Consider the following 24,669-nt stretch of genomic DNA (forward strand, 5'->3'; position numbering starts at 1 on the left):
CGGGGATCAGGGGTTTAACCTCCCTGTTTCGCTTCGCGTGGCTTTGCTGGTCGGATCAGGGTGAAGCGGTGGTTTCGGTCGTTCGTGGCTGTGTGGGCATGGCCGGGGCTCGATGCGTGGGTCGGGTTCTCCGGGGTTCCTCGGGGCGTGGGTGGTCAGGGGCGGTGCCGTGGATCAGGTGGCCGGCCGTGGAAGGGCTGTGAGGCGGGCGAATGCGCTGGTCAGCTCGTTTCGCCAGGGCCAGGTCGCGGAGATCCGCAGGTGCAGACGGCGACCGCCTCGGGTGATGCGTGCAGCAGCCGGTAGCGGAGCTTCTTAGGTTCGGCGGTGGCCAGTTCGCCTTCCAGCAGCAGAGCGCGCATCCAGGCGAGCAGGTCGAGGGCGGTCAGGGACAACTCCAGCCACGCTTGATTGATGGCGAAGTGCCGCGAGGGGAAGCGACCGAAACCGGTGGTCTTGCCGCAGCGGATGCGGTCCTCGACGCTGGAAGTCCGCCCGGTGGCGGACTTCCAGGTGCTGCAATGAGCCTTCGCCGTAGGGGGTGTCGGTGAGGAAGACCTGGTGGCGCGTGCCCTCGTCGAGGTCGAACAGGGACAGCTGGGCGCCGGGGTGCGAGCGCTCACGCCGCACGACGATTCGTGTGCCTTCGGGATAGCCGTCCTGGTCCACCATGCCGGTCAGCTCGGCGACCTCCGCTGCGGTGCGCAGGAAGCCGTCCTGCTCAGGTCCGGAATGCCAGACGTGTTCGGGCAGGCGCGGATCGCGCGGCGGGCCGGTTCGGTGACGGGGTGTCCGACCGAGAAGAACGTGTGGATGCCGCGCGAGCGCAGGGCCCGGATGTGAGCGAGGAAGGCTTTGGTTCCTCCGGCGCTGTCGGTGCGGATGAGGATGGGAGTGCCGTGCGGTTGGCGTCGGGGATCTGGGCCAGGGCCGCATCGAGGACGGCGATGTGGTCGGCGGCGGTGTCGCCCCCGGCGTTGCCGGGCCGCAGCACTCCGGCCAGGGCTTCGCCGGGTGTTGTCCACGAAGCAGAGCAGCGGGTGGTAGCCGAAGCCGCGCTTGTAGGTGGCCGCGGCCTGCTCCTTCTCGGAGTGGCAGGTGACGAGTGTGGCGTCGATGTTTCCAGGACCAGGCCCGCAAGGTCGCGTCCGCCCGCGCGGGCTACGGGCATCCCGGGGCCGGTGTCGGTGGCCTGCATCCAGGCGATTTCGCGGGCGGTGGCCCTGGCCGAGCGCAGGCGGGCGAGTGCAGCCGAGTCGATGCCGGCCAGCAGGCGCCAGGCGGTCGGGGTGGAGGCGACAGGGCCGAACACCTCCGCCTGGTCGCGCAGCAGGGCCAGGTCCGCTATCGCCTCGCCGCCGTCGGCAAGCATGACCGCGTGATCAACCCCGATCCTGCCTCCGCCCCGCCCTCACTCGCCGCGTACTGGGACGCCAACAGGACCGCGCGGGTAGCCGGGCCACGCCCCCGCCAGGACGGATAGAGGCCGTAGGCGACATTCACTTGGCCGGGTGCCAGACCTTCTCCTGCGAACCGCGAGTCGATCGTGCCCGCGAGCACCTTGTCGGCACCCATCCGGATGCCGAACGCGTGGAGTGGCCCGGCGGTGTCCCACTGCTCCCGGCAGTGCCGGAAGTACGCTTCGGTGCCCTCCCACTTGCCGGGACCGCCGTTGAGCCAACGAACGAGCAGCTCGTCCTCCCCCGCGAGGTGCGCCTCCACATCGTCCAGGCGCAGGGGGGGGGGGACAGAGTGATGATCCCGTCGGACAGCTTCACTTCATGCATCCGGTGGTTTTTGACGCCAGAGCCGTGCCGCGCCATCGGATTCTGCGCGGCATCACGCGGAGTTCCCGGGCCGCAGGAGATGATCTCCGTGTGGCTGGCGTGATCGCGGCGTCGGAGCCGTCCTAATTCCTTGGTAACGGGCCGTGGACGCCATGGGGTGTCACCAGTCCGTTCGAGCGCCGGGGGTCGATGCCCTTCGCTCATCCCGGCCTTCCACAGTGCAGGTGGTGGCAGCCTCGTGGGCACCGAACGTACGCCTGGAGCCGTCTGGGCACTCGATCCCTTTGTCCAGAGCGGCGGCGCTCGGTGTCTTCGAGGTCGCCACCACCGTCAACACTGGCTGCTTGATCACTCGTTGGTGTTGGTGGTGCGAGCCCGCCGCACGGTGACCTCCTGATACTCCAGAGCCGTCAGAGCTCCCGAGGAGACCGGGGCCCGTGGGGTGCGCTGGTGCCACGAACGGCTAGTGAGGTGGCGGACCGACCGGATGGTCGAGTCCTGGAATTAGGTCGCTGCGTGGCCCCCATGTGCTCGCAACCAGCGCAAACACCGCGCCTCTGGGGAGGAAATGTTGATCTACTGCGGCATCGACTGGGCCGAGAGGACACACGACGTCGCCTTGGTCGACGACACCGGCCAGCTGCTTGCGAAGCGACACATCACCGACGACGCGGCCGGCTACAGGAGCCTGATGGACCTGCTCGCCGAGTACGGCGACACGGAGGAGACCCCGATCCCGGTCGCGATCGAGACCTCCCGCGGTCTGCTGGTCGCGGTGCTGCGGGCAGGCAAGCGGAAGGTGTTCGTGATCAACCCGATGGCTGCCGCCCGCTACCGCGACCGGCACGCGGTCTCCCGCAAGAAGTCCGACCCCGGCGACGCCCTGGTCCTGGCGAACATCCTGCGCACGGATATGCATGCCCACCGGCCGCTGCCGAACGACAGCGACCTGGCCCGCGCCATCGCCGTACTGGCCCGCGCTCAGCAGGACGCGGTCTGGAACCGGCAGCAGGTTGCCAACCAGCTCCGCTCGCCGCTGCGCACTACCCCGCCGCTCTGGAGGCCTTCGCCAAGTGGGACAACGGCTTGTGCCGACCGGAGGCCCGCGAGCCTGACTCGCACCCAGATCACGGCGGCTCTCAAGCGTGCGGGCCGCAAGCGCGGCATCGGGTCGGACGTCGAGCGGCTGCGCGAGGCATTCCGCACTGACTGGGCCCGTCAGCCCGAGCTTGTCGAGGACGCGCTCGGCAAGCAGATGCTCGCTCTACTCGGACAGCTCACGGCCGCCTGCACCGCCGCCGACGACCTCGCCCAGGCCGTCGAGGAGGCGCTCCCGCGGCACCCGGACTCCGAAATCATCCTCAGCTTCCCCGGCCTCGGTATCCAGCTTGCCGCCCGGGTGCTGGCCGAAATCGGAGACGACCGCACCCGCTTCGCGGACGCCCGCGGCCTGAAGGCCTACGCGGGCGCCTCACCCGTCACCCGAGCCTCCGGCAAGAAGTCCAACATCACCAGACGATGGGTGAAGAACAACCGGCTCAACCACGCCGGCTACCTCTGGGCGTTCTCAGCGATCACCGCCTCGCCCGGCGCCAAAGCCCACTACCGGCGGCGACGTGACGACCACGGAGACTGGCACGCCGCTGGACAGCGCAATCTGTTCAACCGGATGCTGGGCCAGCTCCACCACTGCCTCAAGAACCGCCAGCTGTTCGATGAGCACACCGCGTTCCCGACGCCGCAAGCCCCAGCACCGGCGGTGGCGTAGGTGATCCCGCTCACGACTCACCGCCCCCCCCGGAGGTCGCTCCGCAACGTGCTTGAATCACCGGATGATCGACTGGTCCATACTCCACGACGCCTACGGCCCGGCACACGCGATCCCCGGGCTGCTGGACCGAGCCATCGGTCGTGACCAGGAGGCCATCGACTGGCTTTGGGGGCGCTTGTGCCACCAGGGGACGATCACCCCGGCAAGCATCGCCGCACTGCCGCAGCTGGCGGACATCGCGAAGACCGAGGACGCCGGGGACTGGGCGCTCGATCTGGCCGGAGCCATAGCGGGTGGCCTCCTCCAACCTCACGGCGCCGACGAAGAAGTCGCCCGCTGTGCGGCGACCTTGGCCGAGCTTCGCGCCATGGCTACCGCCCGGCTGCGGTCTGGCCTGGACGGGAAAATCTACCTGAGCCGGCTGCGGGCCATACTCGCGTTCGACGGCCAGCCCCTATGGTTCCAGGCCCTGGACGACTTCACCGATTCCTTCGTCACTGTCGCTTGTCCGCACTGCGACGCACCGGTGACGATCGCGGTCGGCGACTACGGCTGCTACTCCTCGATCCGGGACTGGAATCTGGGGGATGTCCACCAGGTCCCGCTCCGGCCGGCCGTCCCGCACGAGCTGACCGGCACCGGGAGGATGTTGCACGAGTCGGCCGTACGGGATGGCCAGCAACGGCTCGCCTGGGGCCTGACGCACCTGTTCGGCCAGGCGGAATGCCCAGGATGCGGGAGCGTCTTCGGCATCGCCGACGAGTACGCGGCCGCCAATGCACCCGCCCCATGGGACTTCGCCCGAGGCCACATCAAGGACGCTCTCTGATGACCACCGGCACGGCCCTCGAAATCGAACAGTGAGCTCGTGCCCGCTGTCCCGACTTGACGGCTTGGCGCCGTGAGGTGTCTGGATGGCCCCGTTCACCGGGCTGAGCCCGCGTGCCTTCGGGAAGCTGGTGGCGGTTCTGCGTCGTGAGGGTGCGGACGCGGTCCGCAAGAGCCGGCCGTGGAGCCTTCCGTTGGAGGACCGGGCGCTGCTGGTCGCGGCGTACTGGCGAACGGAAATTGACGTTGCGCCAGCTGGCTCCGCTGTTCGGGGTGCTGAAGTCTGCGACGGACCGGATCATCGACCACCTCGGGCCGATGCTCGCCCTCCAGCCCCGCAAGCGGTTCGCCAAGGACGCCGTGCTCATCGTGGACGGCACTTTGGTCCCCACCAGCGACCACACCATCGCCGAGCGGTCGAAGAACTACCGGTACTCCACCCACCACCAGGTCGTCATCGACGCCGACACCCGCCTGGTCGTCGTGGTCGGCCGGCCGCTCGCCGGAAACCGCAACGACTGCAAGGCGTGGAGGAGTCCGGCGCCAAGGCCGCCGTCGGCAAGACTCTCACGATCGCCGACGGCGGATACCCAGGCACCGGACTGGTCATCCCGCACCGCCGCGAGCGCGGCCAGACCGAACTCCCGGACTGGAGAGAAGAACACAACAAGTCCCACAAGCGGGTCCGCGCCCGCGTCGAGCACGTCTTCGCCCGCATGAAGACCTGGAAGATCCTCCGCGACTGCCGCCTGAAAGGCGACGGCGTCCACCATGCCATGCTCGGCATCGCCCGCATGCACAACCTCGCCTTCGCCGGATAGGCCGACGGGCGGTACGGCAGCCCACCATGCCCGAGGAGACGCAAAGATCATTTACGGGACAGACCTTTGGCGCTCCCAAACGGTCAGCTGGCGTCGCCGATCAGTTTCCAGGGCTCGTGGTCGGCGTCGGCTCCGGTGCCCGGGGGGCTGCCCTTCGTCTCCCACTTGGCCTTCCAGACCTTGCCGTTGTACTTGACCGTGGTCTGCTCGATCGGCTGGCTGGCCGGGGAGTAGATCTTGGTCGCGTCCCAGTTCGCGGCATGACAACCACCGGCCGGCGGGGTCGCCATACCGAGTCCCTTGAGGTTGTCGGTCGCCGGTGCGTACGCCGTACCGCCGATCGACAGACTCGTGTTCACCGGACCGGTGATCGGGAGGAAGTAGATGATCGGCAGGTCGAGCGACTTCCCGGCCGGGATGATCTGGCAGTAGTCCAGCGTCGTGCTGACCCGGTGGAACGTCGTACCGGGCGTCAGCTTCCACTGGCCACCTTGGGCACCGGTCTGCCAGTTGCCGTCCTTGACCAGCGGTGACGTCGAGGCTGGAATGTCGAACGACAGCTTCGTGTCCTTGCCACCGCCGAGCGTGCGCCCGGTGTTGTTGGTGATCCGGACGGTCGGCTGCAACGGCCACAGGTTTGCCGTGGCGGTCGGGTAGTTGACCATCTCGACGCTCAGGTTGGTGGTCACCGTCGGCGCGACACCACTGCTGCCGGTGCGCAGATTGTTGTCATAGGCGCCGATATTGCCGAGCTTCTCGTTCAGCCGGGTGGTCAGCGTGTACCCCATCCCGCACGGGGTGTCCGGCTGGACGTCCGCCGGGCAGGAATAGTCGCCGCCGAGCTCCCACATCATCACGCCGCCCGCACCGGTCGACTTGACCAGATCGGTGACCGCGTCGATGCCCTGCTCGTCCTCGGTCGACAGGAACACCTTCTTCTCGGCGTTCCACAGCCACGACGTCTTCGTGGTGTCGTCCCAGTGCCGGGTGTACTGGCCCGTGCGCCGGTCGGTGATGTCGGTCTCCGGCGTCAGCCCGACGCTGCGTGCGTAGACCGGTGTGATGTTCTTCTCCAGGTTCTTCGTGTGCCACAGCGGGTTCGTCCCGGAGCCGAGCTCGCTGCCGTTGTTGGTCTCGTCGTGCCAGATGTTGTCGATGCCGATGGCACCGTCACCACACGGCCGCTTGAGGCCCGTACCCGGCTCGCAGCCGCCCGGCTTCTGCGACGTGCCCCACAGACCGTTCGTACCGCCGGTGACATTCTGCCAGCCGCGCGTGTAATAGGGCACACCGATGTTGACGCGCCCAGCCTGCATCGCGCCCCGCATGTACGTCATCGCCCAGTGGGTGTTGAAGTACCCGATCTTCCCGTACTCCGGAGTGGCGTACTGATCGGCCAGTTCCGGGTCCTTGCCGTCGTCGAACAGCGCCGCGTTCGGACCCACGACGTCGTTCCAGGTGCCGTGGTAGTCGTAGGCCATCAGGTTGGTGAAGTCCTGGTAGTCCAGCGCGGTCTGGTTCGCCATCCCGCGGGCCAGGTAGCCGGAGGCCGTCGACGCCGAGGTGAGCAGGTAATACTTGTTGTCCGCGACCGAAGCCCGGTTCAGCGAGTCCCGCAGCGTCTTCATCAGCGCGTCGTACGTCGTGGGCAGACCCTTGCGACGCGGGTTCGACACCGCCCAGTCGGTCGGATTGCCGGTGTCCTCGAGGACCGTGGGGTACTCGAAGTCGATGTCGACACCGTCGAATCCGTAGGTCCGCAGGAAGTCCACGACCGAGCGCGAGAACGTGTCGATCCCGTCCTGGTTGACCGAGCCGTCGGCGTTGGTGGTCATTGCGTAGAAGCCGCCGGAACCGGCCCAGCCACCGACCGAGATCAGCGTCTTCACCCGCGGGTGCAGGCGTTTGTACTTCGTCATCTGGTTGAAGTGCCCCTTGTAGGGCAGCGAGGGATCCATCTCGGCGCCGACCTCGCCGGGCCACTCCTTCTGGGTGGCGTTCGAGTCGACCTTGATCTGGTTGTTCTCCACCGACGCGAACGCGTAGTTGAGGTGGGTCACCTTCGACCACGGGATGTTCTTCACCAGGTAGTGCGGCGTGCCGTCGGCGCCCGTGCGGCCACCGTTGAAGTAGCCCACGACCCGGCGGCCCCGGCCCTGGCCGAGCCATTCCCGGCCGTCACTCTGATAGACCTTGCAGTACGGCGTCGCCACGCCCGGCGTGGTCGCCAGACCGTCCGGCCGGCAGTCGCCTGACGCAGTCGGCCGCGGACCGCCGTCGTCGCCACCGGGGTGCGACTCCATCGGGTCACCGACACCACCGTTGACACCGAGATCACCGGCACCGCCGTCGCTGCGGCTGCCATCGCCGTAGCTCGGCACCAGCCAGCCCTCGATGTCACCGGCATCGCTCGCCATGGCCGCCATGACGGCGGTCTTCGCCGTCGTTGCCGTCGTACCGGAGCGGGTCAGGGCGAAGTCCTCGATCCCGTCGCCGTTCAGGTCGGCGAAGGTCCCGAAGGTGCCCTGGAACGGATCGTCGGCACGGACCACGCCCAGCGACTTCCAGCCAGCGGTGACGCTCCACGGAGCGCCGGTGTTCTGCCAGGCCCGCACCTCACCGGTGGTGTACTCGACCCGGACCGTGTCGGCCTTGCCGTCACCGGTGATGTCGGCGAAGGCGACCTGCGCGCCGCGCGCCTCACCCGGAGTGGCGAAACTCTCGACCTTGTCCCAGCCGCCCGGAGTCGGCATTCCCTTGCCCTTGTTCTGCCAGGCGGTCGGCAGGCCCATCCGGTCCAGCGTGATCAGGTCGTCGCGGCCGTCACCGTCGAGGTCGGTGAAGTACAGCTCCGGCTCGTAGCCGAGGTTGTTCGCGACGACCGTCGCGCTGTCCCAGCTGACCTTGTCGCCACTGCTGGTGTTCCGCGACATCCGCATCGCGGGGATTCCAGTCGGCGAGTCGGCTGTCGGCAGGATCCGGATGTAGTCGTCCTTGCCGTCATCGTCCAGGTCGGCGAAGTAGACCAGCGCCGGGTTGTTCCCGCGGTCGGCCGGGCTGATGTCGCCCAAGGAGACCGGGGCCTTGCGCGGGTCGTCGTTGCGCCAGCCGGTGACCTTGCCGTCCGTACCGACCACCGCGTAGTCGGCCTTGCCATCGCCGTCCAGGTCGGGGAACGCGATCTTCGAGCCGGTCGCGGCGGCGTCCCGGATCTTGCCGATCGGCTCCCAAACGTACGAGCGGCCGCTGATCATGCGCTGCAGGACCGCGATCCGAGCTCCTTCGGCGAAGGCGTCCGCGATCTTCTGGTAGCCGGCGTCGGTCGGGTAGATCTCGTTGGTGATGTCCTGCGGGGTGACCGAGCCCAGATCGACCAGCACCAGCCGTGCGCCGCCCTCGATCTTGGCGTAGGCCATCGTGCGGAGCGCGCTGTTGTAGGCGTCGATTCGTGCCTGGTACGTCGGGTTCGTCGACGGCGGCAGGGTCCCGAGCAGGACCGTGGTCGTCGGCGAGGCCCGGTAGATCTCGTCCAGGAAGCTCTGCATCTTCCCAGCCGTCGCCGTACCGTCGGCACCCCCGGCCAGATCGGCCGTGCCCGCGACCAGGGTCATCATGTTCGGTCGCAGCGTCTGCAGTGAGGGGATCGCCTCGGCCTTGATGTCGTCTATGCCCTTGCCGTCGAACCCCATGTGGTCGGGGTCGCCGCGCTTGCCGTTCTTCAGTTCACCGACGAAATCCGTGCGTTTGAAGAGGAGACCGGCCACCGTGCCACCGACCACCGCGATGGTGGTCAGGCCCTTCAGGATGCTGTGCAGGGGGTCCCGGAAGCCATCCTCGTGGGTGCTGTGCACACCGGCCGTGATCCCGTCGCCGGTGGGCATCACTCGGAGCTCGTCGATCGACGGGCTGGCGCCGGCCGCGTTGAGCTGGCCGGACTGGACCGGGCGGTGATCGGAATTGCCCTCGGACCGGACCGTGACCGTCAGGTCGTGGTCGAAGTGCGTGGTGACGAAGTAGTCCAGTTGACCACCGCTCTGGTGGGTCGCCGTACCCGGACTGTGGATCCGCATGGTCGGTGGGAAACTCGTCCGTTCGGCGAGGACATGCGGCTCGACGTTGAAGTCGCCACCGATCGTCGCGTGGTAGGTGACGCCACGCTGCCTCCCGAGGCTCTCGAGCTGGTCGTCAATGGCGTCCAGCATCGTCCCGGAGTCACCGCCACCGCCGGACAGGCCGTGCATGGTGAAGTACCACTCGTTGCCGAACCGCGCGCCGAGCGCGTTCCGGCCGGCGTCGACCGGGTTGCCGACGACGATCAGCTCGTCGGGCGCCTCGGTCAGGACGAGCGCGTTGTTGACCCGGCCGCCGATCCGGCGCGGGTTGGTCGCGTCGTCGGCGGACTGCAGGAAGTAGACCTCCCGGGTCGGGATGGCACTGCGGTAACCGCTGTCGACGGTCCAGGTCCGGTGCAGCACGGTGAACTGATGCGTGTTGCCCTGGCTGTCGGTCGTGGTGAAGGTCTGGTCAGGCTGTGCGACGCTGTTCTGAGGCGGCTGCGGGCCGACCTCCTGAAGCATCAGGATCGGAAACTGCAACGCCAGCCGCTGGACCGTGTTGGTCCACTTGCTGCCGTCCTGTGCCGAGTTTCCGGCCCCCTGCATGTTCCAGGTGACCAAGGGCGTGGTGGCCGCAGGGAAATCGGTGGCGGCGGCCGGAACGACAAGCGACGCTGCCAGCCCGGCCACCACCGCCACTGTGGATATTAAGCGGCGGAACAAGAGTTCCCCCCATTTCTCATGTCCAATAGATCGGGAACAACCGAATCGTTGGAAACCAGTTGGATTCAATCGTTCATGAGGCCCCGTCAGCTTACTGGCGGGGCCTTTGTGGTGAGCGGTGGTGATGATCTCAGAGTCGGGGCAGGTTGAGCGCCCGGCTTACATGCTGTTAACCTCGAAGTTTCGTGACGGCCCGCCGACCGGGCCGGTGGACCGTTTTCGTGCCGTGGGTTGAGGCTGGGGGCCCGAGTGTCGCCTCGGGGTGGCGCCGGGTTCCACTGCTCCGGGCCGGTGGTGCTGTCGTAGGGGCGGGGATTCCGCTGGTCAGCCAAGGTCGGGTAGTTGGGTGAGTCGGTCGAGGGTTTCGGTGATGTGACCGGTCCAGGGCCGGTGCCGGGCCGGGCGGAGGATGTGCCGACGGCCGGTGGTCACGAACTGTCCGGCCGCGGTGAACAGGCGGAGTCGTAGTCGGCGGGGTTCCCGGAGCCTGGCCTTGCCGGTCAGGGCGAGCATCGGCACCCAGGCCAGCGGGTCGAGGGCGATCTGCACGATCTCCAGCCAGATCCGGCGTGAGCCGGGCGCGGGTGCCGTCGGTCCAGAACACCTCGTCCGTGAACGGGTCGACGGAGGCCGTGACCTCGTCCCCCTCCCGCAGCGCCACGTTCACCGCCGTCAGCCCCGTGCGCGCCGCGTGGTTGAGCGTGCCGCACAGGGGGTCGACCAGCCGGCGGCGGTGTGCGGAGTCCGGACCGGCGCAGCCGCTCTCCTCACCCGCGACGGCGTCCTCGGGCCGCGCGCCGCGTAGCGCGTCGAGTACCGCCCGCTCCGACGCGATGTCCGCGGCCGTCGCGAAGTCGCCCGCCGCCTCCTCGTACCGCGCCGTCGACGCTCCGTACATGTCCCGTACGACGGCCGCGCGCGCCCGTGCCGCCGTGACGGCCACGCACGCGTCGGTCTCCCCGTTCGTGATCAGCATGCGCGCAGGACAGCCAGGCGGCGGCGGACCGCTCAGTCGCCTTCCCCCGCAGCGGCCCCGGCCCGCGCTCCGCTCCATGTCGGCTCCGTGAGCCTGCCGGTGACCTGGAGCCGCTCCTCGGTCGTGGCCGGCAACTCCACCCGCCCGCCGCAGTACCAGGCGCTCAGCCGCGCGCGCAGCCGCCGCGGCAGCGGGGCGTCCGCCCCGGGGCCGGGGAGCGGAGTCGCCATGTCCCGCACCAGCATCCGCCCGCGCCGCTCCGCGTCCACCGGCTCGTGCGGCTCGGCCATCCCCCCGTCCGGGTCCTGGACGACCGTCCCGGTCTCCTCACCGTCCGCCAGCAACCGCCGGTCGTGTGCCTGGAGCGCCAGGCACACCCGCTTCGTGACGAGGAACGCGACGACCGGGCCGACGACCAACAGCACCCGGAAGGTCCAGGTCAGGCTCTCCACCGACACCCGGAAGACCAGTGCCATCACATCGTTGCCCCCGGCCGCCAGCAGCACCGCGTACGCGACCACCCCGGCGACCCCCAGCCCCGTGCGGGTCGCGTGATCGCGCGGCCGGTCGCAGAGGTGGTGCTCCCGCAGCCCCTCGTCCCCGCCGGTCAGCCAGCGCTCCAGATGCGGGTAGAGGAACAGCCCCGTGAACAGCACACCCGGCAGCACCACCGCCGGAATCAGCACGTTCCACATGAAGGTGTGCCCCGCCACCACCGTCTCCCACGGCGGCATCAGCCGCAGGGCCCCCTCCAGGAACCCGACGTACCAGTCGGGCTGCACATCGGTGGAGATCTGGTCGGCCCGGTACGGTCCGAAGTTCCAGACCGGGTTGATCTGGGCGACCGCGCCCATCAGCGCCATGATCCCGAACACCATCAGCGACAGCCCCACGGTCTTCGCCGTGAACTGGGGGAACATCGGCATCCCGACCGCGTCGCGGTTGGACCGCCCCCGGCCCGGCCAGTGGGTGTGCTTCAGGTACACCACCAGCAGGATGTGCACGGTGATGATCGCGACCAGCAGCCCCGGCACGAACAGCACATGCACGATGTACAGCCGGGGCAGCAGCACCTCGCCGGGGAAGGGACCGCCCCAGACGAAGAAGCCCAGATACGTCCCCACGACCGGGATCGAGGTGAGGATCGTGTACGCGGTGCGCAGCCCCGTCCCGGACAGCAGGTCGTCCGGCAGGGAGTAGCCCGCGAACCCCTCCAGCATCGCGAGCATGAAGAGCGTCACCCCGAGCGTCCAGTTCAGTTCACGCGGACGGCGGAACGCCCCCGTGAAGAACACCCGCAGCAGATGCACGGCCAGCGCGGCCACGAAGACCAGCGCGGCCCAGTGGTGCATCTGCCGCATCAGCAGCCCGCCCCGCACATCGAAGCTGATGTCCAGCGTGGTGGCGTACGCCTGGGAGACCTGCACCCCCCGCAGCGGCCCGTACGAGCCGTCGTACTCGGTCAGGGCCATGCTCGGGTCGAAGAACAGGGTCAGATAGCTGCCGGTGACCAGCAGCACGACGAAGCTGTACAGGGCGAGTTCCCCCAGCAGGAACGACCAGTGGTCGGGGTACGCCTTCCGCAGCATCACCCGCGCCAGCTCGGAGACCGGTGCCCGGCGGTCCAGCGCCACGTATCCGGTGAATCCGGCGGTTCGCCCACGGCCCGGTCCGTGCCCCGGCCTCCGGCTCCGCAGCATGCGCCTCGCTCCCCTCGTGCCATTCGTCGGCCCACTATGCGGGTCGGAGCCGCGCACGGCCGCGCATTGGGCAGAACATGGGCAGGTCCGAAGATCACCGGGCCGGCAGGGAGGCCGATGTGACCCATGAGCCCGACCTTGTGCAGGAGCTGACCTCCGAACACGTACGGCTGCACGGGCTCCTCGACCGCGTGCGGGAGGCCGCACCGGGCAGCGAGGCCCGCGGGGAACGGGCGGACGAGACGGTGCGTCTCCTGACGGCCCACCTGGACCGGGAGCGGAGGGTGCTGGGCCCCGCCGCGCTGGACTGGCTCGCCGCCGACGGGGGCGTGTGGGCGGAGCGCCTGGCCGCCGAGCGGCGTGAGACGGGGGCGCTGCTGCGGGAGCTGGCGCGGGCGGCGCCGCACGAGGAGCGGTTCGACGAGCTCCTCCTGGACCTGGTCCACGCGGTGAGTGCGCACACCCGGCAGGTGGACCAGCTGCTGCTGCCCCGGCTCCAGGCCGTGTGCCCGCCGGACGAACTCCACCGCCTGGGGACCCGGGCCCGAGCGCTTCCCCCGGTGACGGCGACCCGTGTCCGCCACGTCGCCGTACTGGCCCGTGTGCGGCGCCTCCTGCGCCGCGGGGCCGGCTGACGGGGGCGGTGGCCCCGGCTCCCGGATCCGTCAGCGGACCTCGCGCAACCTTCCGGTACGGACCTCGTAGACGAAGCCGCGGACGGCGTCCCTGTGGACGAGAAGCGGGCTTTCCCGGATGCGGGCCACGGAGCGACGCACCTGCTCCTCCAGGTCGCTGAAGGCTTGGAACGCGAACGGCACCTCGGCCCCCGTCTCGCTCTCCACCCGCCGTCGCAGTTCGGCGTCCCGGAAGGTGAGCATCCCGCACTCCGTGTTGTGCATGAGCATGACCTCCCGCGTTCCCCCGATGCGCTGGGAGACGACGAGTGACCGGATGGTGTCCTGCGTGACCACCCCGCCGGCGTTCCGGATGACGTGCGCCTCCCCCTCTGCGAGGCCCAGCATCCTGTAGATGTCGAGCCGCGAATCCATGCAGGCGACGACGGCCAGTCGCCTTCTCGGCGGACGCGGAGGATCACGGTCCTCGTACGCCGCCGCGAACGCGGCGTTGTTCGCCAGCACGTCGTCGATTGCGCTCATCGCTCTTCGGGGCCCGCGTCCGGTGACGGGCCCGGCGCCGATCCCGCCGGCCGGCGTCCGGTCCCCGTCACCGGGCGGGTGTGGATGAACAGGTCCTGGCGCCCCGGCGCAGCCCGCCGCTCCGGAAGCGGCAGCTCGTACCGCACCGGCCGCCGGTGGTCCGCCAGCTGGCGCTCCACGTTGTACACGCGCCCGAACTTCCACAGCATCCGCGCGAAGTTCGTCTGACCCCGCAGAAGATTGCGGCTCAGGATCCCCATGGCCTTCATGGCCGTCCGCATGCCCAGATGCTTGCGGTTGAGGACCGCCTGGGTCCGCACCAGCTCCCGGTAGAACTCCTCCAGCGGCAGCTTCGTCGGCACGACCGCGTGCTGGATGTCGAACAGCCGGTAGTCCCGGGTCGTCAGCTGCCGCGCCTCCGTGTGCCAGATCTCCGTCCCGGGGTAAGGCGTCATCACCGTCAGATGCACGATCTCCGGCACCGTCAGCGCGAACTCCCGCACCAGCCGGAACCGCTCCGCGTCCCAGGCCGGATCCACGATCAGGTTGATGGCGACGACGATCCCCATGCGCCGGGCCGCCTCCAGCGCCCGGAAGTTCTCGTCCGGGCTCACCCGCTTGCGGTACAGGTCGAGGCCCTCCGCGTCGATGGCCTCCATCCCGAGGAACATGTAGCGCAGACCCAGCCGCGCCCACCGCTCGAACACCTCCTGGTTGCGCAGCAGCACGTCACTGCGGGTCTCCAGGTAGTAGTTCTTGCGGATCCCGCGCCGCTCCAGCGCCGCCGCGATGCCGTTGCCGTGCTCCGGCTTGATGAACGCCACATCGTCGACGATGAAGACGTTCGGCTCCCGGATCGACGCCATCTCGTCGGCCGCGGCCTCCGGCGACGTCTTGCGGTAGCTGCGCCCGTAGAACGTCCATGCCGAACAGAACGAGCAGTCCCAGGGACAGCCGCGGGTGAACTCGATGGACGCGCACGGGTCCAGCTCCCCGATGAAGTAGCGGCTGCGTTTGCGCATCAGGTCACGGGCCGGGCGCGGCCGGTCCAGACTGTCCAGCATCAGCGGCGCCGGACCCCGGCCCTCCGCGCACACCACGCCCGGGACGGTCGCGAGGCCCCCGTCCCGCGCCGCCTGGAGCAACGGCCCGACGGCGGGCTCGCCTTCCCCCCGTACGACCGCGTCGACGGCGCCCTCGGCCTGCTTCAGCACATGATCGGCGATGAACGAGACGCTGTGGCCGCCGAAGAAGACGAAGCAGCCCGGCGACACGGCCTTCGCTCGGCGGGCGATGGCGATCGCCTCGGGCACGTTCGCGAGGTAGTTGAGGGAGATCCCCAGGGCCTCGGGTGCGAACGAGCGCAGCTCGTCGTCCAGGAGACGGTGCGACAGCACCTGGAGGTCCACGACCCGCACCTGGTGACCGGCCTCGCGGGCCGCCGCCGCCACCCGTTCCAGCCCCAGCGGTTCGAGCCGCAGGAAGATCTCCGAGTACATCAACGCGCTGGGGTGGACCAGCATCACACGCATGGGGGGACTCCAGCCGGACGGGAACGGACGAGGTGCGGGCAGAGGGACCGTGGGGTTTCGGTCAGCGGCGGTCCCAGACCAGACGGACCGCGAAGTTCACCTCCGCCGTGCCCTTGGCGACGATGACGCCCGTCTCGCCGCCCATTTTGAGACCGAACGTGATCTCCGTCTGCTGCGGGCCGAGCTGCCGCACGGAGCGGGTGACGCTCGACAGCGTGGGCTGTAGCTGGTCCAGCGCCTCCTGGAGCGACATCCGCCCCCGGACCGCCAGGCCCTCCTCCGTGCCCTGCGCCAGGTCCTGCGGCCAGGGCCCGACGAGCCCGTCGTCGACCTCGAAGACCGCCGACCGCTCGCCGTCCTCGTCCACCCTCATCGTGATCAGCTGCGCCACGCCGTCAGCCTGACCCGGCGGGCCGGGCCCCGCATCCCGGAACGGTCCGTACGGACCACTGCCCGGCGGCCGTGGCCGTATCTCGCCGGTCCGGGGGACCGGCCGGTTTCCCGGGCGTGTCGCCACGGAAGTCTTCACCACGGTCGGAAACAGGAGGAAGGAAGACGTTCGGAAGAAACACCTGAGGAAACCGTTGTCGGCATGGCTGCGCCCGATCTCCTGTGTGCCGGACGGTCAGGGACCGTCCGGGGACCCTTCGTCATCCGTCATCGAGAGAGCAGGGAGCACAGTCCGTGCAGCACAGCCAGGACGGCCAGTTCTACGACCCCCACCACGACGACCGCCCCGACACCGGCCCGAGCCCGGCGGGGCGCCGCGGCGGGAAGCGCGGGCGGCGCGCCGCCCCGGCCGTGCCACGAGTGCGGCGCCACGCCTCGCAGCCCAGGCGCCGCTGGACGTACCAGGGCGCCGGGCCCGTCGTCGCCGGAGCGGCGGCGCTGGTCGCCGTGACCACCGCCACGTTCGTCCTCGGCGGCACCGGCGGCGACGACTCGACGCGCACCGCCGGAACGGTGAGCCCGGCGGAGAGCGTCGCGGCGCTGGACCGGTCCGGGGCGGGCGTCCCGGAGGGGGTTCCCTCGGTGCCCGGTACGACACCGGGAACCTCGGCTCCGGCAAGCCCGGACGGTACGGCCACGGGAGCCCCGAGCGCGTCCGCGTCCGGCTCGGCCCCGGCTTCGGGAGCGGCGTCCTCGCCCTCGGCGCCCGGGGCCGGGAAGGACGGCCCGTCCCGTCCGGCCGGCGGGGACGCCTCCCCGACACGGGCGATATCCGGCACGGGCACCGCGGACGCCCCCTCCGGTCTGCGCGCGACCCGGCCCGGTACGGCCACCACGCCCCGTGCCCCGGCACCCACCGGGGCCCGGCGCGCCGGAGAGCAGCCTCCGGCCGGGGGCGCCGCGCCCGAGGGAGCGGCGGCCGGGCACATCCGGCGGGTCGTGGCGCTGGCCAACGCCGAGCGTGCCAAGGCGGGTTGCCCGGCACTGCGGGTCAACTCACGTCTGCAGAAGGCCGCGCAGGGCCACGCCGACGACATGGCGGCCCGCAACTACTACGAGCACGACACCCCCGAGGGCCGGAGCGCCGGCGACCGTATCAGCAGTACGGGCTACCGCTGGCGCACCTGGGCCGAGAACATCCACCGGGGCCCGAAGGACCCTGCGACCGCGATGCGCGACTGGATGAAGAGCTCCGGGCACCGCAAGAACATCCTCAACTGTGCGTTCCGGGACATCGGCGTCGGGGTGAACCTCCGCTCCAACGGCCCCTGGTGGGTGCAGAACTTCGGTGCCGCGAGCTGACGTGCCGTCACCCCGCCGGGGCGGCGAGGGTCTGCACCCACACCGTGCCCCGAGGACCCGGCACCGCCGCGACGCCCGTGTCCCGGTACCCGCAGCCGAGCATGTTGTCCTGGTGTCCGGCGCCGTCCATCCAGTCGTCGACGACCACCGCCGCGTCCTGGGGTCCCTGGTGCAGGTTCTCCGCCCAGGCGCCCGCGTCGTACCCGGCGGCCTCCATCCGCGCGTCCGCGTGCTGCCCCTCGGGGCTCGCGTGGTCGAAGTAGCCGCGCGCCAGCATGTCCTGGGCGTGGGCCCGGGCTGCGGCCGTCAGCCGGGGGTCCAGCCGGAGGGGCCCGCACCCGGCCTCCGCCCGCCGGGCGTTCACCAGCTCGGTCAGCCGCTGCTCGACGCCGGGCGCGGCGGTGGCCCGCCGGGTCGCGGTGGGGGAGGGCGAGGGGGACGGTGACCGGGACGGTTCGGGCGCGGGGGAAGACGGTACGGCTTCCGGTGAGGGCGACACGTCACTGCTGCTCATCACCGCCTCAGGGGAGGCCGTCACCACGGGCGAGGGTGCCTGCGGCCCCGCCGGGACGGGCGGCCCGGGCACGCTCCGGTCGTCCGCGCCGGGCCACAGCGCCACGACCACCGCCGCCCCCACCACCGCGCCGCCGGCCCACCGGACCCACCCCGGTGAACCCCCGGAGCCGCCGCCGAGCCCGATTCCACCACCCGCACCGGGATCCCCCTGCCCCGCGCCCCCACCCGGCCTCGGAAGGCCCGGCACGGAGACGCCGGAACTCCCCGCCCCCGGCACCTCTGCCCCGGCCGCGCCGAAGCCCTGGAGTCCCGTGGCATCCGTCCCGGGTCCGGCCGCCCAGGTCCCGTCCGTGCCGGAAGCCCCGGTTCCCGGGGTGCCTGCTGTCCCGGGTCCCGTAGCCCAGTCGGTGCCGCCCGGCCCCGGCGTCCCGGACCCGACCCCCCAGGCCCCCTCGGCGCCGCCCGTGTGGGCTGTGGGCCCGGCGGCGTCGGGCCAGCCGGCCCCGTAGTCCTGGTGCGCGGTGGTCTCGGTGCCATGGGGCCAGGCGCCGTCTGCCCCGAACGGCTCCGCCTCTGCCTCTCCCTGCGGCGCAGGGGTGGCGTTCCAGGTCTCGGCTGCGTTCAGGGCGGTGAACCCGTCCCCGGGCGGTGGCAGGAGCAGGCAGGTCGCCGCCGGGGGCACCAGGGCCAGGCCCGCCAGGAGACCCTCGGCGGGCACCAGGCCCGAGCCGTGGCCGCCGCAGCCCCGGCAGCCGCGGGCGTGGCGGGCGACACGTTTGCGCCACACCCCGGCCGGGCGGCCGTCCCAGCCCTCCGTCAGCCGGGCCAGCTCAGGGCAACGCGGCGCCGCCGCCAGCGCGCGGACCACCATCCGCCCGGTCTCCAGGCGCTCCTTCATCCGCTGCACCCGCACCGCCGCGTGCCGCGCCGGAACGTCCAGCGCCTCGGCCAGCTCGGCGCGCGACAGCTCGCCCGCCGCCTCCTGCCACCACAGCGCCAGCAGCTCCCGGTCCTCCTCGTCCAGCCAGCGTGTCGCCTCCGCCACCTCGCGGCGCTGCCCGGACAGCCCCAGCCGCAGGATGGTCAGGTCCACGAAGTCCGCGCCGGGGTCGGGCCGTTCGGCCAGCCGCTCCAGCGTGGCGACGGGGGCCTGCCGCCGGTCGGTCCACCGGCGGCGTATCTGGTTCATCGCTATCGCGACCAGCCACGGCCGGAACCGTGACGGCTCACGCAGCCCGCCCAGCCCGTCCAGCGCCCGGAACATGGTGTCCTGCACCACGTCGTCGACGTCCGCGTGCCCGTCCAGGGCCCGGCCGACGATGTTGTAGACCAGCGGCAGATAGTCCGCGACGAGCCGCTCACGGGCACGCCGGTCACCCGCCCGCGCCGCTCTCACCAGCTCCGGGTCGTGTTCGTCATCCCTCTGCATGCCTGCCCGCTCCGCCTCGGTCGTTCTGGTTCCGGCCCTGACGGCCCGCCTTGGGAGATCCCGCCGCGGGATGTCGATAACACAAATACCGGCGCGGTGTCAGCGGTGCTGCAGCCGTGCGACCCGCGCGGCGACGTCCGGCAGCCGTGCGTACAGCGCGTCGCCGGGGCAGCGGGTCGGGTAGCCGTCGGTGTGCCCGCCCACCACCGGCAGCCGGGCCTGCGTGCCTTTCGGGAAGCGGGACTCGTCGTTCGTGGAGACCAGCGGCACCGTGCCGCGCGGATCCGGCCCGGCCGGGTCCAGCTTCCAGGCGACGAGCCGCGCGATCGCGTTGAGCATCGGCTCCGGCACCCGCACCCCCTCCGTGAAGGTGCCGATCGCGGCGATGCCGACCGTGCCCTCGTTGAACCCCTTGGTGTGCGCCCCCACCACCGCCCGGTCCACCCCGCCGGCCCGCCCCTCGTAGATGATGCCGCAGGCGTCGACGAGGAAGTTGTAGCCGATGTCGTCCCAGTGCCGCCCGAAGGCATGCCCCGCGTACAGCCCGCGCAGCAGTCGCGGCACGGACGCGCAGTCGTAGCCGTTCGGGGTGCTGGTGTGGTGGATGACCGCGGCCTTCACCGTGGGCGCGTACCGGGCGGCCGGCGCGGTGGTCACCGTCTCCGCGCGCCACGCCGCCCGGGGCACGATCACCGGCCGGGGGCTCTGGTGCCGTTCGGGACGGGGCGTCACCGCCGTGCGGGAAGGCGCGGACTCGGCGGGGCGGCGGGGCGAGGACGCCGGGTTGACCAGCAGGCAGGCCACGACGAGGAGCAGGAGGACGGCGAGGGCGGCGGCGTGGGACCGGCGGGCGTACGGGAGACGCAGCCGCATCCTCGCCTCCTCCGTTGCCCGGCGCCCGGCGCACCCGCCGCCGGGCGGGCTCCGCCATGCCGCCCGCCACCGTCGTCACCATGGTCGCGAACCCTTCCGTCGGCCGCCCCCTGGAGTGCTCCGTACGGAACCACCGGGACTGTCAGTGGTGCCCTCTACCGTGGAAACCGGTCGAGTAGGGTGCCGCGGCCGCCATGGCCGTCGCGCACTCCCGGGGGAAGGAGCGGGCATGACCGGTGGGCGGGTGTTCGAGGCTGCCACGGGTGACGGGCCCGCGCCGCCCGACCCGGCGGTGGACCCGGCGGCGGCCGAGCACCGCACTGCCGAGGTGCGGGTGGCGTACGAGGGGATGCTCCAGATCAGACGGCTCACCACCACCTCGGGCGGTGACCCGGGGGCGGTGCCGGCGCCCTGGGAGCGCCACCGTCCGGTTCGGGCCGTCGCTCTCGCCCTGGAGGCCGCCGGGATACCGCCCTCGGCGCGGGACCCGGACGGCGCACGGACCGCCACCGGGTACCGCGTCGCGCCGGGCGAACGGACGGGCACGGTACGGGTGGAGTGGCTCGGCCCGCCCGGCGGCGGCGCCGCGCGGGACGAGGAGCGGGCACTGGCCGCATGTGCCCGGGCCCTGGACCGGCTGGGCTGGGAACCGCTGCTGTACAAGGGCCCGCGTGGCCGCCGTTTCCTGGAGGCCGAGCCGCTGGACGCGGCCTCGGGACCGTAGCCGTGGGGGGCGCCGACGGCGCGGCTAGGCGATGGACGCGGAGACGATCGCGGAGACCGCGATGTTGCAGGACGCCGTCACCCACACCGCCGGGTGCGGCTCGGGTTCCACCAGGAGGGCGCCGAGACGGCCCGGCGTGAGCAGGTCCACCACCACGAACGCCACGGCCATCATCACCAGGCCCAGCAGCCCGAAGACGGCCGTGGACACGATGCCCTTGCCGAAGTCGTCGTACGTCGACCAGATCGAGGTGAAGACGATGCCGCCGATGCCGAGCAGCGCCGAACTCAGCAGCAGGGCACCGTTGCGGTTGCGCTGCTGCCAGATCAGGCTGCGCAGGTTGCCGGGCGTCAGGACGTCCATCAGGACTATGCCGAGAATCAGCAGGACCAGCCCCAGGCCGCCGTAAGCGGCGGCCCTGCCGAGTCCGTTGACGATGTCGATCATTGTGTCGGCTCCCCGTTGCAGTCGTATGAGCGGTGACCCCGAGTGATCGCGGTCAAGGCGACGCAAAATGTAGCGCACGGTGGCCGGTCCGCCTCCGGTGCGGTGGGGGAGGCCGGATATGCCCCGTATGGCGGCGTCCAGCACGGCGGGCCGCGCGGGATTCCGCGCAGAGTGGAACCGCGATCACCCGACGTCCACGCCCCTTGGAGGCCCCGTGCACCGCGTCCACTCCCGCCCATGCCTCGGCCCGCGCCACCGTATGCACCCCCGCTCCCGCCGCAGGGACCTGGGGCTGCTGGCACTCCGGGCGGGAACGGGTGCCGTGCTCGCCGCGCACGGCACGCAGAAACTGTTCGGCTGGTTCGGCGGCGGCGGACTTCACGGGACGTCACAGGCCATGGAGGCGATGGGCTTCCGTCCCGGGCGGCACAGCGCCGTCGCCGCCGGTCTCGGCGAGGCGGGCGGTGGCACGCTGCTCGCGCTGGGCCTCGGAACCCCGGCCGCCGGGGCCATGGCGGCGGGCGCCATGGCGGGCGCGGTGGCCGTGCACGCACCGGCCGGTTTCTTCAACCAGTCCGGCGGCTACGAGTACCCGGCGTTTCTGGGCTTCACCGCCGCCGCGCTCGGACTGGCGGGTGCGGGCCGCTACTCGCTCGACCACGCCCTCGGGCACCGCCTGGACCGGCCCTGGACCCTGGCCGCCGCGTTCGTCGCCAGCGCCCTGGGCGCGGCGGCGGTCCTCGGCAAGCGCGCCCGGGACCAGGCGGCCGGGTCCCCGCCTGCCACCGACGATCCCACCGCGCCGGCCGTCTGAACCGGGAACCGGAGACGGCGCGCCCACCGCGAAACGGCCGCTGCCGCCACGCCCGGAGCGGGGCGTGGCGGCAGCGCGGGGCCGTGGCGGACGTGGCGTCAGCTTCCGCCGCCCGTGGACTGCATGGCTTCGCGGGCCCGTCGCTCCATCTCGTCCGCCGGGACGTCCTCCACATGGCTGGCCACATTCCAGCGGTGGCCGAACGGGTCCTCGAAGGAACCACTCCGGTCGCCGTAGAACTGGTCCTTCACCGGATCCATCTCCCGGGCGCCCCGCGCGAGCGCCTTCGCGAAGACCGCGTCGACGTCCTCCACGTACACGTACAGGTTCACCGGGGTGCCGCCCACGGTCCTGGGCGAGCGGAACTCCATCTCCGGGTACTCGTCCGCGAGCATGATGACCGAGTCTCCGATCAGCAGCTCGGCATGGCCGATCCTGCCGTCCGGGCCGTCCATCCTCATGCGCTCCTGAGCGCCGAGCACGGTGCGGTAGAAGTCGAGCGCGTCGGCGGCACCGTCGCAGCAGAGGTACGGCGTGACACGCGGATGGTTGTCGGGAACAGGCTTGACGCTCACGGGGGACTCCCGCCCTTCCGGTCAAGTAGGGAGCAGAGCAGATCGCGCTGCACTCGGGGCACAGGGGAGAGTCCCGTGTGCCCGGACCACCCGACCAGCCTGACACGCCGCACGAGCCCCCGCAGCCGGGTGCACCCACACCCCCGGCCGGTACCTGAAGGACCGGCGCGGGCGCCGTGGAGGTCCCCTCCGCCCGGGGGCCGTGTTCCCGTGCTTCCGGGTAGTGCCGCCGATGTCTCCGAGGGCGCAGCCGCCCCGTGTACGGACGGTCGGCTTTACGGACCCGGGGTGGATGTCCCCCGTCTCGGACGGCCCGACGGCCGGCCCGCCGCCGTGGACGTACGGCCCGTCACCCTGTGCCCGGCCCCGGCGCCACGAACGCGGGCCGCCGGTCGCGCATGCCGGGTTGCCCGTGTCGCCGTCCGTCCGGCAGGTGCCGACTGGCCGGATATTGGCGTTATGTCTAGTTTCTCCCTATGGATACCGATCGCTCCGGCACCCGGGACCCGAAGGCAGTGGAGGACGTGGCGCATCTGATGGTGCGCTGTCTGGAGGCCGAAGGAGTCGAGTACGTCTTCGGGATCCCCGGTGAGGAGAACGTCCGCCTCATCGACGCCCTGAACGGTTCCCGGATCCGCTACGTCCTCGTGCGCCACGAGCAGGGCGCGTCGTTCATGGCAGAGGTCTACGGGCGGCTGACCGGACGCGCGGGAGTGTGCTCGGCGACGCTGGGCCCCGGCGCGATCAATCTTCTGCTGGGTACGGCCGATGCGACGACCAACAGCGCGCCGGTCGTGGCGGTGGCCGCCCAGGGCGGGCTGGACCGGGTCCACAAGGAGTCCCACCAGGTCATCGATCTGGTGTCGATGTTCGCCCCGGTCACCCAGTGGGCTGCCACGGTCCTGACCCCGCAGGCCGTGCCGGAGATGGTGCGCAAGGCGTTCAAGACAGCACAGAGCGAACGCCCGGGCAGCGTGTTCCTCGCGGTCCCGGAGGACCTTGAGGCAGCGAGCCCCGCGACACGGCCGGCGCCGCTGCACGTCGACACGGTGCACCCCGACGCACCCTCGCCCTCCCAGGTCGCCCGGGCCGCCGAGGTGCTCGCGGGGGCGCGTCGCCCCGTCGTGCTGGCTGGTCACGGAGCCGCCAGAGGCGACGCCTCGGCGGCCCTGGCACGGTTCGCCGAGCGGCTGGACGTCCCGGTGGCCACCACCTTCCACGGCAAGGGAGTCTTCCCGGACGATCACCCCAGGGCTCTGGGGGCGGTCGGCTTCATGCGCCACGACTACGGCAACTTCGGCTTCGACACCGCCGACGTCCTGGTCTGTGTGGGGTACGAACTCCAGGAGTTCGACCCGCGGAAGATCAATCCGGACGGCGACAAACGCATCGTCCACCTGCACCGCTTCCCCGCCGAGGTGGACGCCCACTACCCGGTCGCGGTCGGGGTGGAGGGCGACCTGTCCCTCTCCCTGGACGCGCTCTCCGCGGCCCTGCCCGACCGGCTCGCCTTCGACACGGGTGGGGACGAGAAGATCCGGTCGCTGCTCGCCGGGGAACTGCGGTACGGACGCGACAGCGACGCATGCCCGCTGGTGCCTCAGCGTGTGGTGGCCGACGTGCGTGCCGCGCTGGGCCGCGACGACATCGTGCTCGTCGACACCGGCGCCGGGAAGATGTGGATGGCCCGGCTGTACCCGACCTACGAGCCGAACACCTGCATTCTCTCCAACGGCCTGTCCACGATGGGGTTCGCGCTGCCCGGCGCGATCGCCGCCCGGCTCGCCCGCCCCGACCGCAAGGTGCTGGCCATGACGGGGGACGGCGCGTTCCTGATGAACTCCCAGGAACTGGAGACCGCCGTCCGCGAACACATCCCCCTGGTCGTCCTGGTCCTGGTCGACCAGGAGTACGGACTGATCACGTGGAAGATGGAGCTGGCGCTCGGTCGGCACAGCCACACCCGCTTCACCAACCCGGACCTGGTGGGCTACGCCGAGAGCTTCGGCGCACGCGGCTACCGGGTCCAGGCGGCCGACGAACTGCTGCCCACACTGCGACACGCGCTGGACGACGACGCCGTGTCCGTGATCGCCTGCCCGGTCGACTACTCGGAGAACCTGCGGCTGACCGATCGTCTCGGCGCGCTCCACGGCCCCTTCTGACACCCATCCGAACGGAGACGGGAA

17 protein-coding genes and 4 pseudogenes are annotated in these 24,669 nt (G+C 71.1%); 8 read left to right on the forward strand and 13 right to left on the reverse strand.

What is annotated here, in order from left to right; translation table 11 throughout:
• Positions 1 to 174 precede the first annotated feature (174 nt).
• Both I3F58_RS09035 and I3F58_RS09040 read right to left on the reverse strand, forming a co-directional pair.
• Positions 175 to 1,411: pseudogene (locus I3F58_RS09035) on the reverse strand (IS1380 family transposase); the annotation flags it as partial.
• Positions 1,345 to 1,722 carry a GNAT family N-acetyltransferase gene (locus tag I3F58_RS09040; protein WP_240107759.1) on the reverse strand — a complete coding sequence of 126 codons (378 nt, stop codon included), beginning with the start codon at positions 1,720 to 1,722 and terminating at the stop codon, positions 1,345 to 1,347. The pseudogene I3F58_RS09035 and the gene I3F58_RS09040, both read right to left, overlap by 67 nt.
• 633 nt (positions 1,723 to 2,355) lie before the next feature.
• Between I3F58_RS09040 and I3F58_RS09045 the strand changes: the two genes are divergently transcribed.
• The 3 genes and pseudogenes from I3F58_RS09045 (at position 2,356) to I3F58_RS09055 (ending at position 5,207) form a co-directional block, all read left to right on the forward strand.
• Positions 2,356 to 3,555 carry an IS110 family transposase gene (locus I3F58_RS09045; protein WP_240107760.1) on the forward strand — a complete coding sequence of 400 codons (1,200 nt, stop codon included), beginning with the start codon at positions 2,356 to 2,358 and terminating at the stop codon, positions 3,553 to 3,555.
• A 64-nt stretch (positions 3,556 to 3,619) separates the two neighbouring features.
• On the forward strand, positions 3,620 to 4,387 hold the full coding sequence (locus tag I3F58_RS09050; RefSeq protein WP_240107761.1) for a hypothetical protein: 768 nt from the start codon (positions 3,620 to 3,622) through the stop codon (positions 4,385 to 4,387).
• A gap of 85 nt (positions 4,388 to 4,472) precedes the next feature.
• Positions 4,473 to 5,207 (forward strand): annotated as a pseudogene (locus tag I3F58_RS09055) (transposase).
• An 83-nt stretch (positions 5,208 to 5,290) separates the two neighbouring features.
• Here I3F58_RS09055 and I3F58_RS09060 read toward each other — a convergent pair.
• The 4 genes and pseudogenes from I3F58_RS09060 to I3F58_RS09075 form a co-directional block, all read right to left on the reverse strand.
• Positions 5,291 to 9,952 (reverse strand): glycosyl hydrolase family 18 protein, encoded by a 4,662-nt coding sequence (locus I3F58_RS09060; RefSeq protein ID WP_240107762.1) that lies wholly within the window; start codon positions 9,950 to 9,952, stop codon positions 5,291 to 5,293.
• 357 nt (positions 9,953 to 10,309) lie between these two features.
• Positions 10,310 to 10,552 (reverse strand): annotated as a pseudogene (locus I3F58_RS09065) (transposase); the annotation flags it as partial.
• A 37-nt stretch (positions 10,553 to 10,589) separates the two neighbouring features.
• Positions 10,590 to 11,039 (reverse strand): annotated as a pseudogene (locus tag I3F58_RS09070) (inositol monophosphatase); the annotation flags it as partial.
• Positions 10,994 to 12,661, reverse strand: a complete 1,668-nt coding sequence (locus I3F58_RS09075) for a cytochrome bc complex cytochrome b subunit (protein ID WP_374207928.1) — start codon at positions 12,659 to 12,661, stop codon at positions 10,994 to 10,996. The gene I3F58_RS09075 and the pseudogene I3F58_RS09070, both read right to left, overlap by 46 nt.
• 119 nt (positions 12,662 to 12,780) lie before the next feature.
• On the opposite strand from I3F58_RS09075, the gene I3F58_RS09080 reads away from it, so the two are divergent.
• Complete coding sequence (locus tag I3F58_RS09080; RefSeq protein ID WP_240107763.1) at positions 12,781 to 13,296, forward strand: hemerythrin domain-containing protein; 516 nt, start codon at positions 12,781 to 12,783, stop codon at positions 13,294 to 13,296.
• A 30-nt stretch (positions 13,297 to 13,326) separates the two neighbouring features.
• Here the strand turns inward: I3F58_RS09080 and I3F58_RS09085 are convergent, their stop codons facing one another.
• The 3 genes from I3F58_RS09085 to I3F58_RS09095 form a co-directional block, all read right to left on the reverse strand.
• Positions 13,327 to 13,818 (reverse strand): carbonic anhydrase, encoded by a 492-nt coding sequence (locus I3F58_RS09085; RefSeq protein WP_240107764.1) that lies wholly within the window; start codon positions 13,816 to 13,818, stop codon positions 13,327 to 13,329.
• Complete coding sequence (gene hpnR, locus I3F58_RS09090) at positions 13,815 to 15,350, reverse strand: hopanoid C-3 methylase HpnR (RefSeq protein WP_240107765.1); 1,536 nt, start codon at positions 15,348 to 15,350, stop codon at positions 13,815 to 13,817. The genes I3F58_RS09085 and hpnR overlap by 4 nt, the downstream gene beginning before the upstream one ends.
• Positions 15,351 to 15,411: 61 nt before the next feature.
• On the reverse strand, positions 15,412 to 15,741 hold the full coding sequence (locus tag I3F58_RS09095) for a CU044_2847 family protein (protein ID WP_240107766.1): 330 nt from the start codon (positions 15,739 to 15,741) through the stop codon (positions 15,412 to 15,414).
• Positions 15,742 to 16,034: 293 nt separating this feature from the next.
• On the opposite strand from I3F58_RS09095, the gene I3F58_RS29605 reads away from it, so the two are divergent.
• Complete coding sequence (locus I3F58_RS29605; RefSeq protein WP_240107767.1) at positions 16,035 to 17,102, forward strand: CAP domain-containing protein; 1,068 nt, start codon at positions 16,035 to 16,037, stop codon at positions 17,100 to 17,102.
• Positions 17,103 to 17,109: 7 nt separating this feature from the next.
• Here I3F58_RS29605 and I3F58_RS09105 read toward each other — a convergent pair whose 3' ends face one another.
• Complete coding sequence (locus I3F58_RS09105; protein ID WP_240107768.1) at positions 17,110 to 19,047, reverse strand: sigma-70 family RNA polymerase sigma factor; 1,938 nt, start codon at positions 19,045 to 19,047, stop codon at positions 17,110 to 17,112.
• A 99-nt stretch (positions 19,048 to 19,146) separates the two neighbouring features.
• Positions 19,147 to 19,920, reverse strand: coding sequence for a peptidoglycan recognition protein (locus I3F58_RS09110; RefSeq protein ID WP_240107769.1), 774 nt, complete (start codon positions 19,918 to 19,920; stop codon positions 19,147 to 19,149).
• A gap of 229 nt (positions 19,921 to 20,149) precedes the next feature.
• On the opposite strand from I3F58_RS09110, the gene I3F58_RS09115 reads away from it, so the two are divergent.
• Positions 20,150 to 20,644: a hypothetical protein gene (locus tag I3F58_RS09115; protein WP_240107770.1), complete on the forward strand. Its 495-nt coding sequence runs from the start codon at positions 20,150 to 20,152 to the stop codon at positions 20,642 to 20,644.
• 24 nt (positions 20,645 to 20,668) lie between these two features.
• On the opposite strand, the gene I3F58_RS09120 is transcribed toward I3F58_RS09115, so the two are convergent.
• The gene (locus I3F58_RS09120) at positions 20,669 to 21,091 is read right to left on the reverse strand and encodes a DUF350 domain-containing protein (protein ID WP_240107771.1); all 423 of its coding nucleotides are present in this window, start codon (positions 21,089 to 21,091) and stop codon (positions 20,669 to 20,671) included.
• Between the two features lie 259 nt (positions 21,092 to 21,350).
• Between I3F58_RS09120 and I3F58_RS09125 the strand changes: the two genes are divergently transcribed.
• Positions 21,351 to 21,905, forward strand: a complete 555-nt coding sequence (locus tag I3F58_RS09125; RefSeq protein WP_240107772.1) for a DoxX family membrane protein — start codon at positions 21,351 to 21,353, stop codon at positions 21,903 to 21,905.
• Between the two features lie 98 nt (positions 21,906 to 22,003).
• Here the strand turns inward: I3F58_RS09125 and I3F58_RS09130 are convergent, their stop codons facing one another.
• Positions 22,004 to 22,480 carry a VOC family protein gene (locus I3F58_RS09130; RefSeq protein ID WP_240107773.1) on the reverse strand — a complete coding sequence of 159 codons (477 nt, stop codon included), beginning with the start codon at positions 22,478 to 22,480 and terminating at the stop codon, positions 22,004 to 22,006.
• A gap of 476 nt (positions 22,481 to 22,956) precedes the next feature.
• Between I3F58_RS09130 and I3F58_RS09135 the strand changes: the two genes are divergently transcribed.
• Positions 22,957 to 24,645: an acetolactate synthase large subunit gene (locus I3F58_RS09135; protein ID WP_240107774.1), complete on the forward strand. Its 1,689-nt coding sequence runs from the start codon at positions 22,957 to 22,959 to the stop codon at positions 24,643 to 24,645.
• Positions 24,646 to 24,669 lie beyond the last annotated feature (24 nt).

This window comes from Streptomyces sp. MUM 203J (genome assembly GCF_022414595.1).
Classification (GTDB): Bacteria; Actinomycetota; Actinomycetes; order Streptomycetales; family Streptomycetaceae; genus Streptomyces.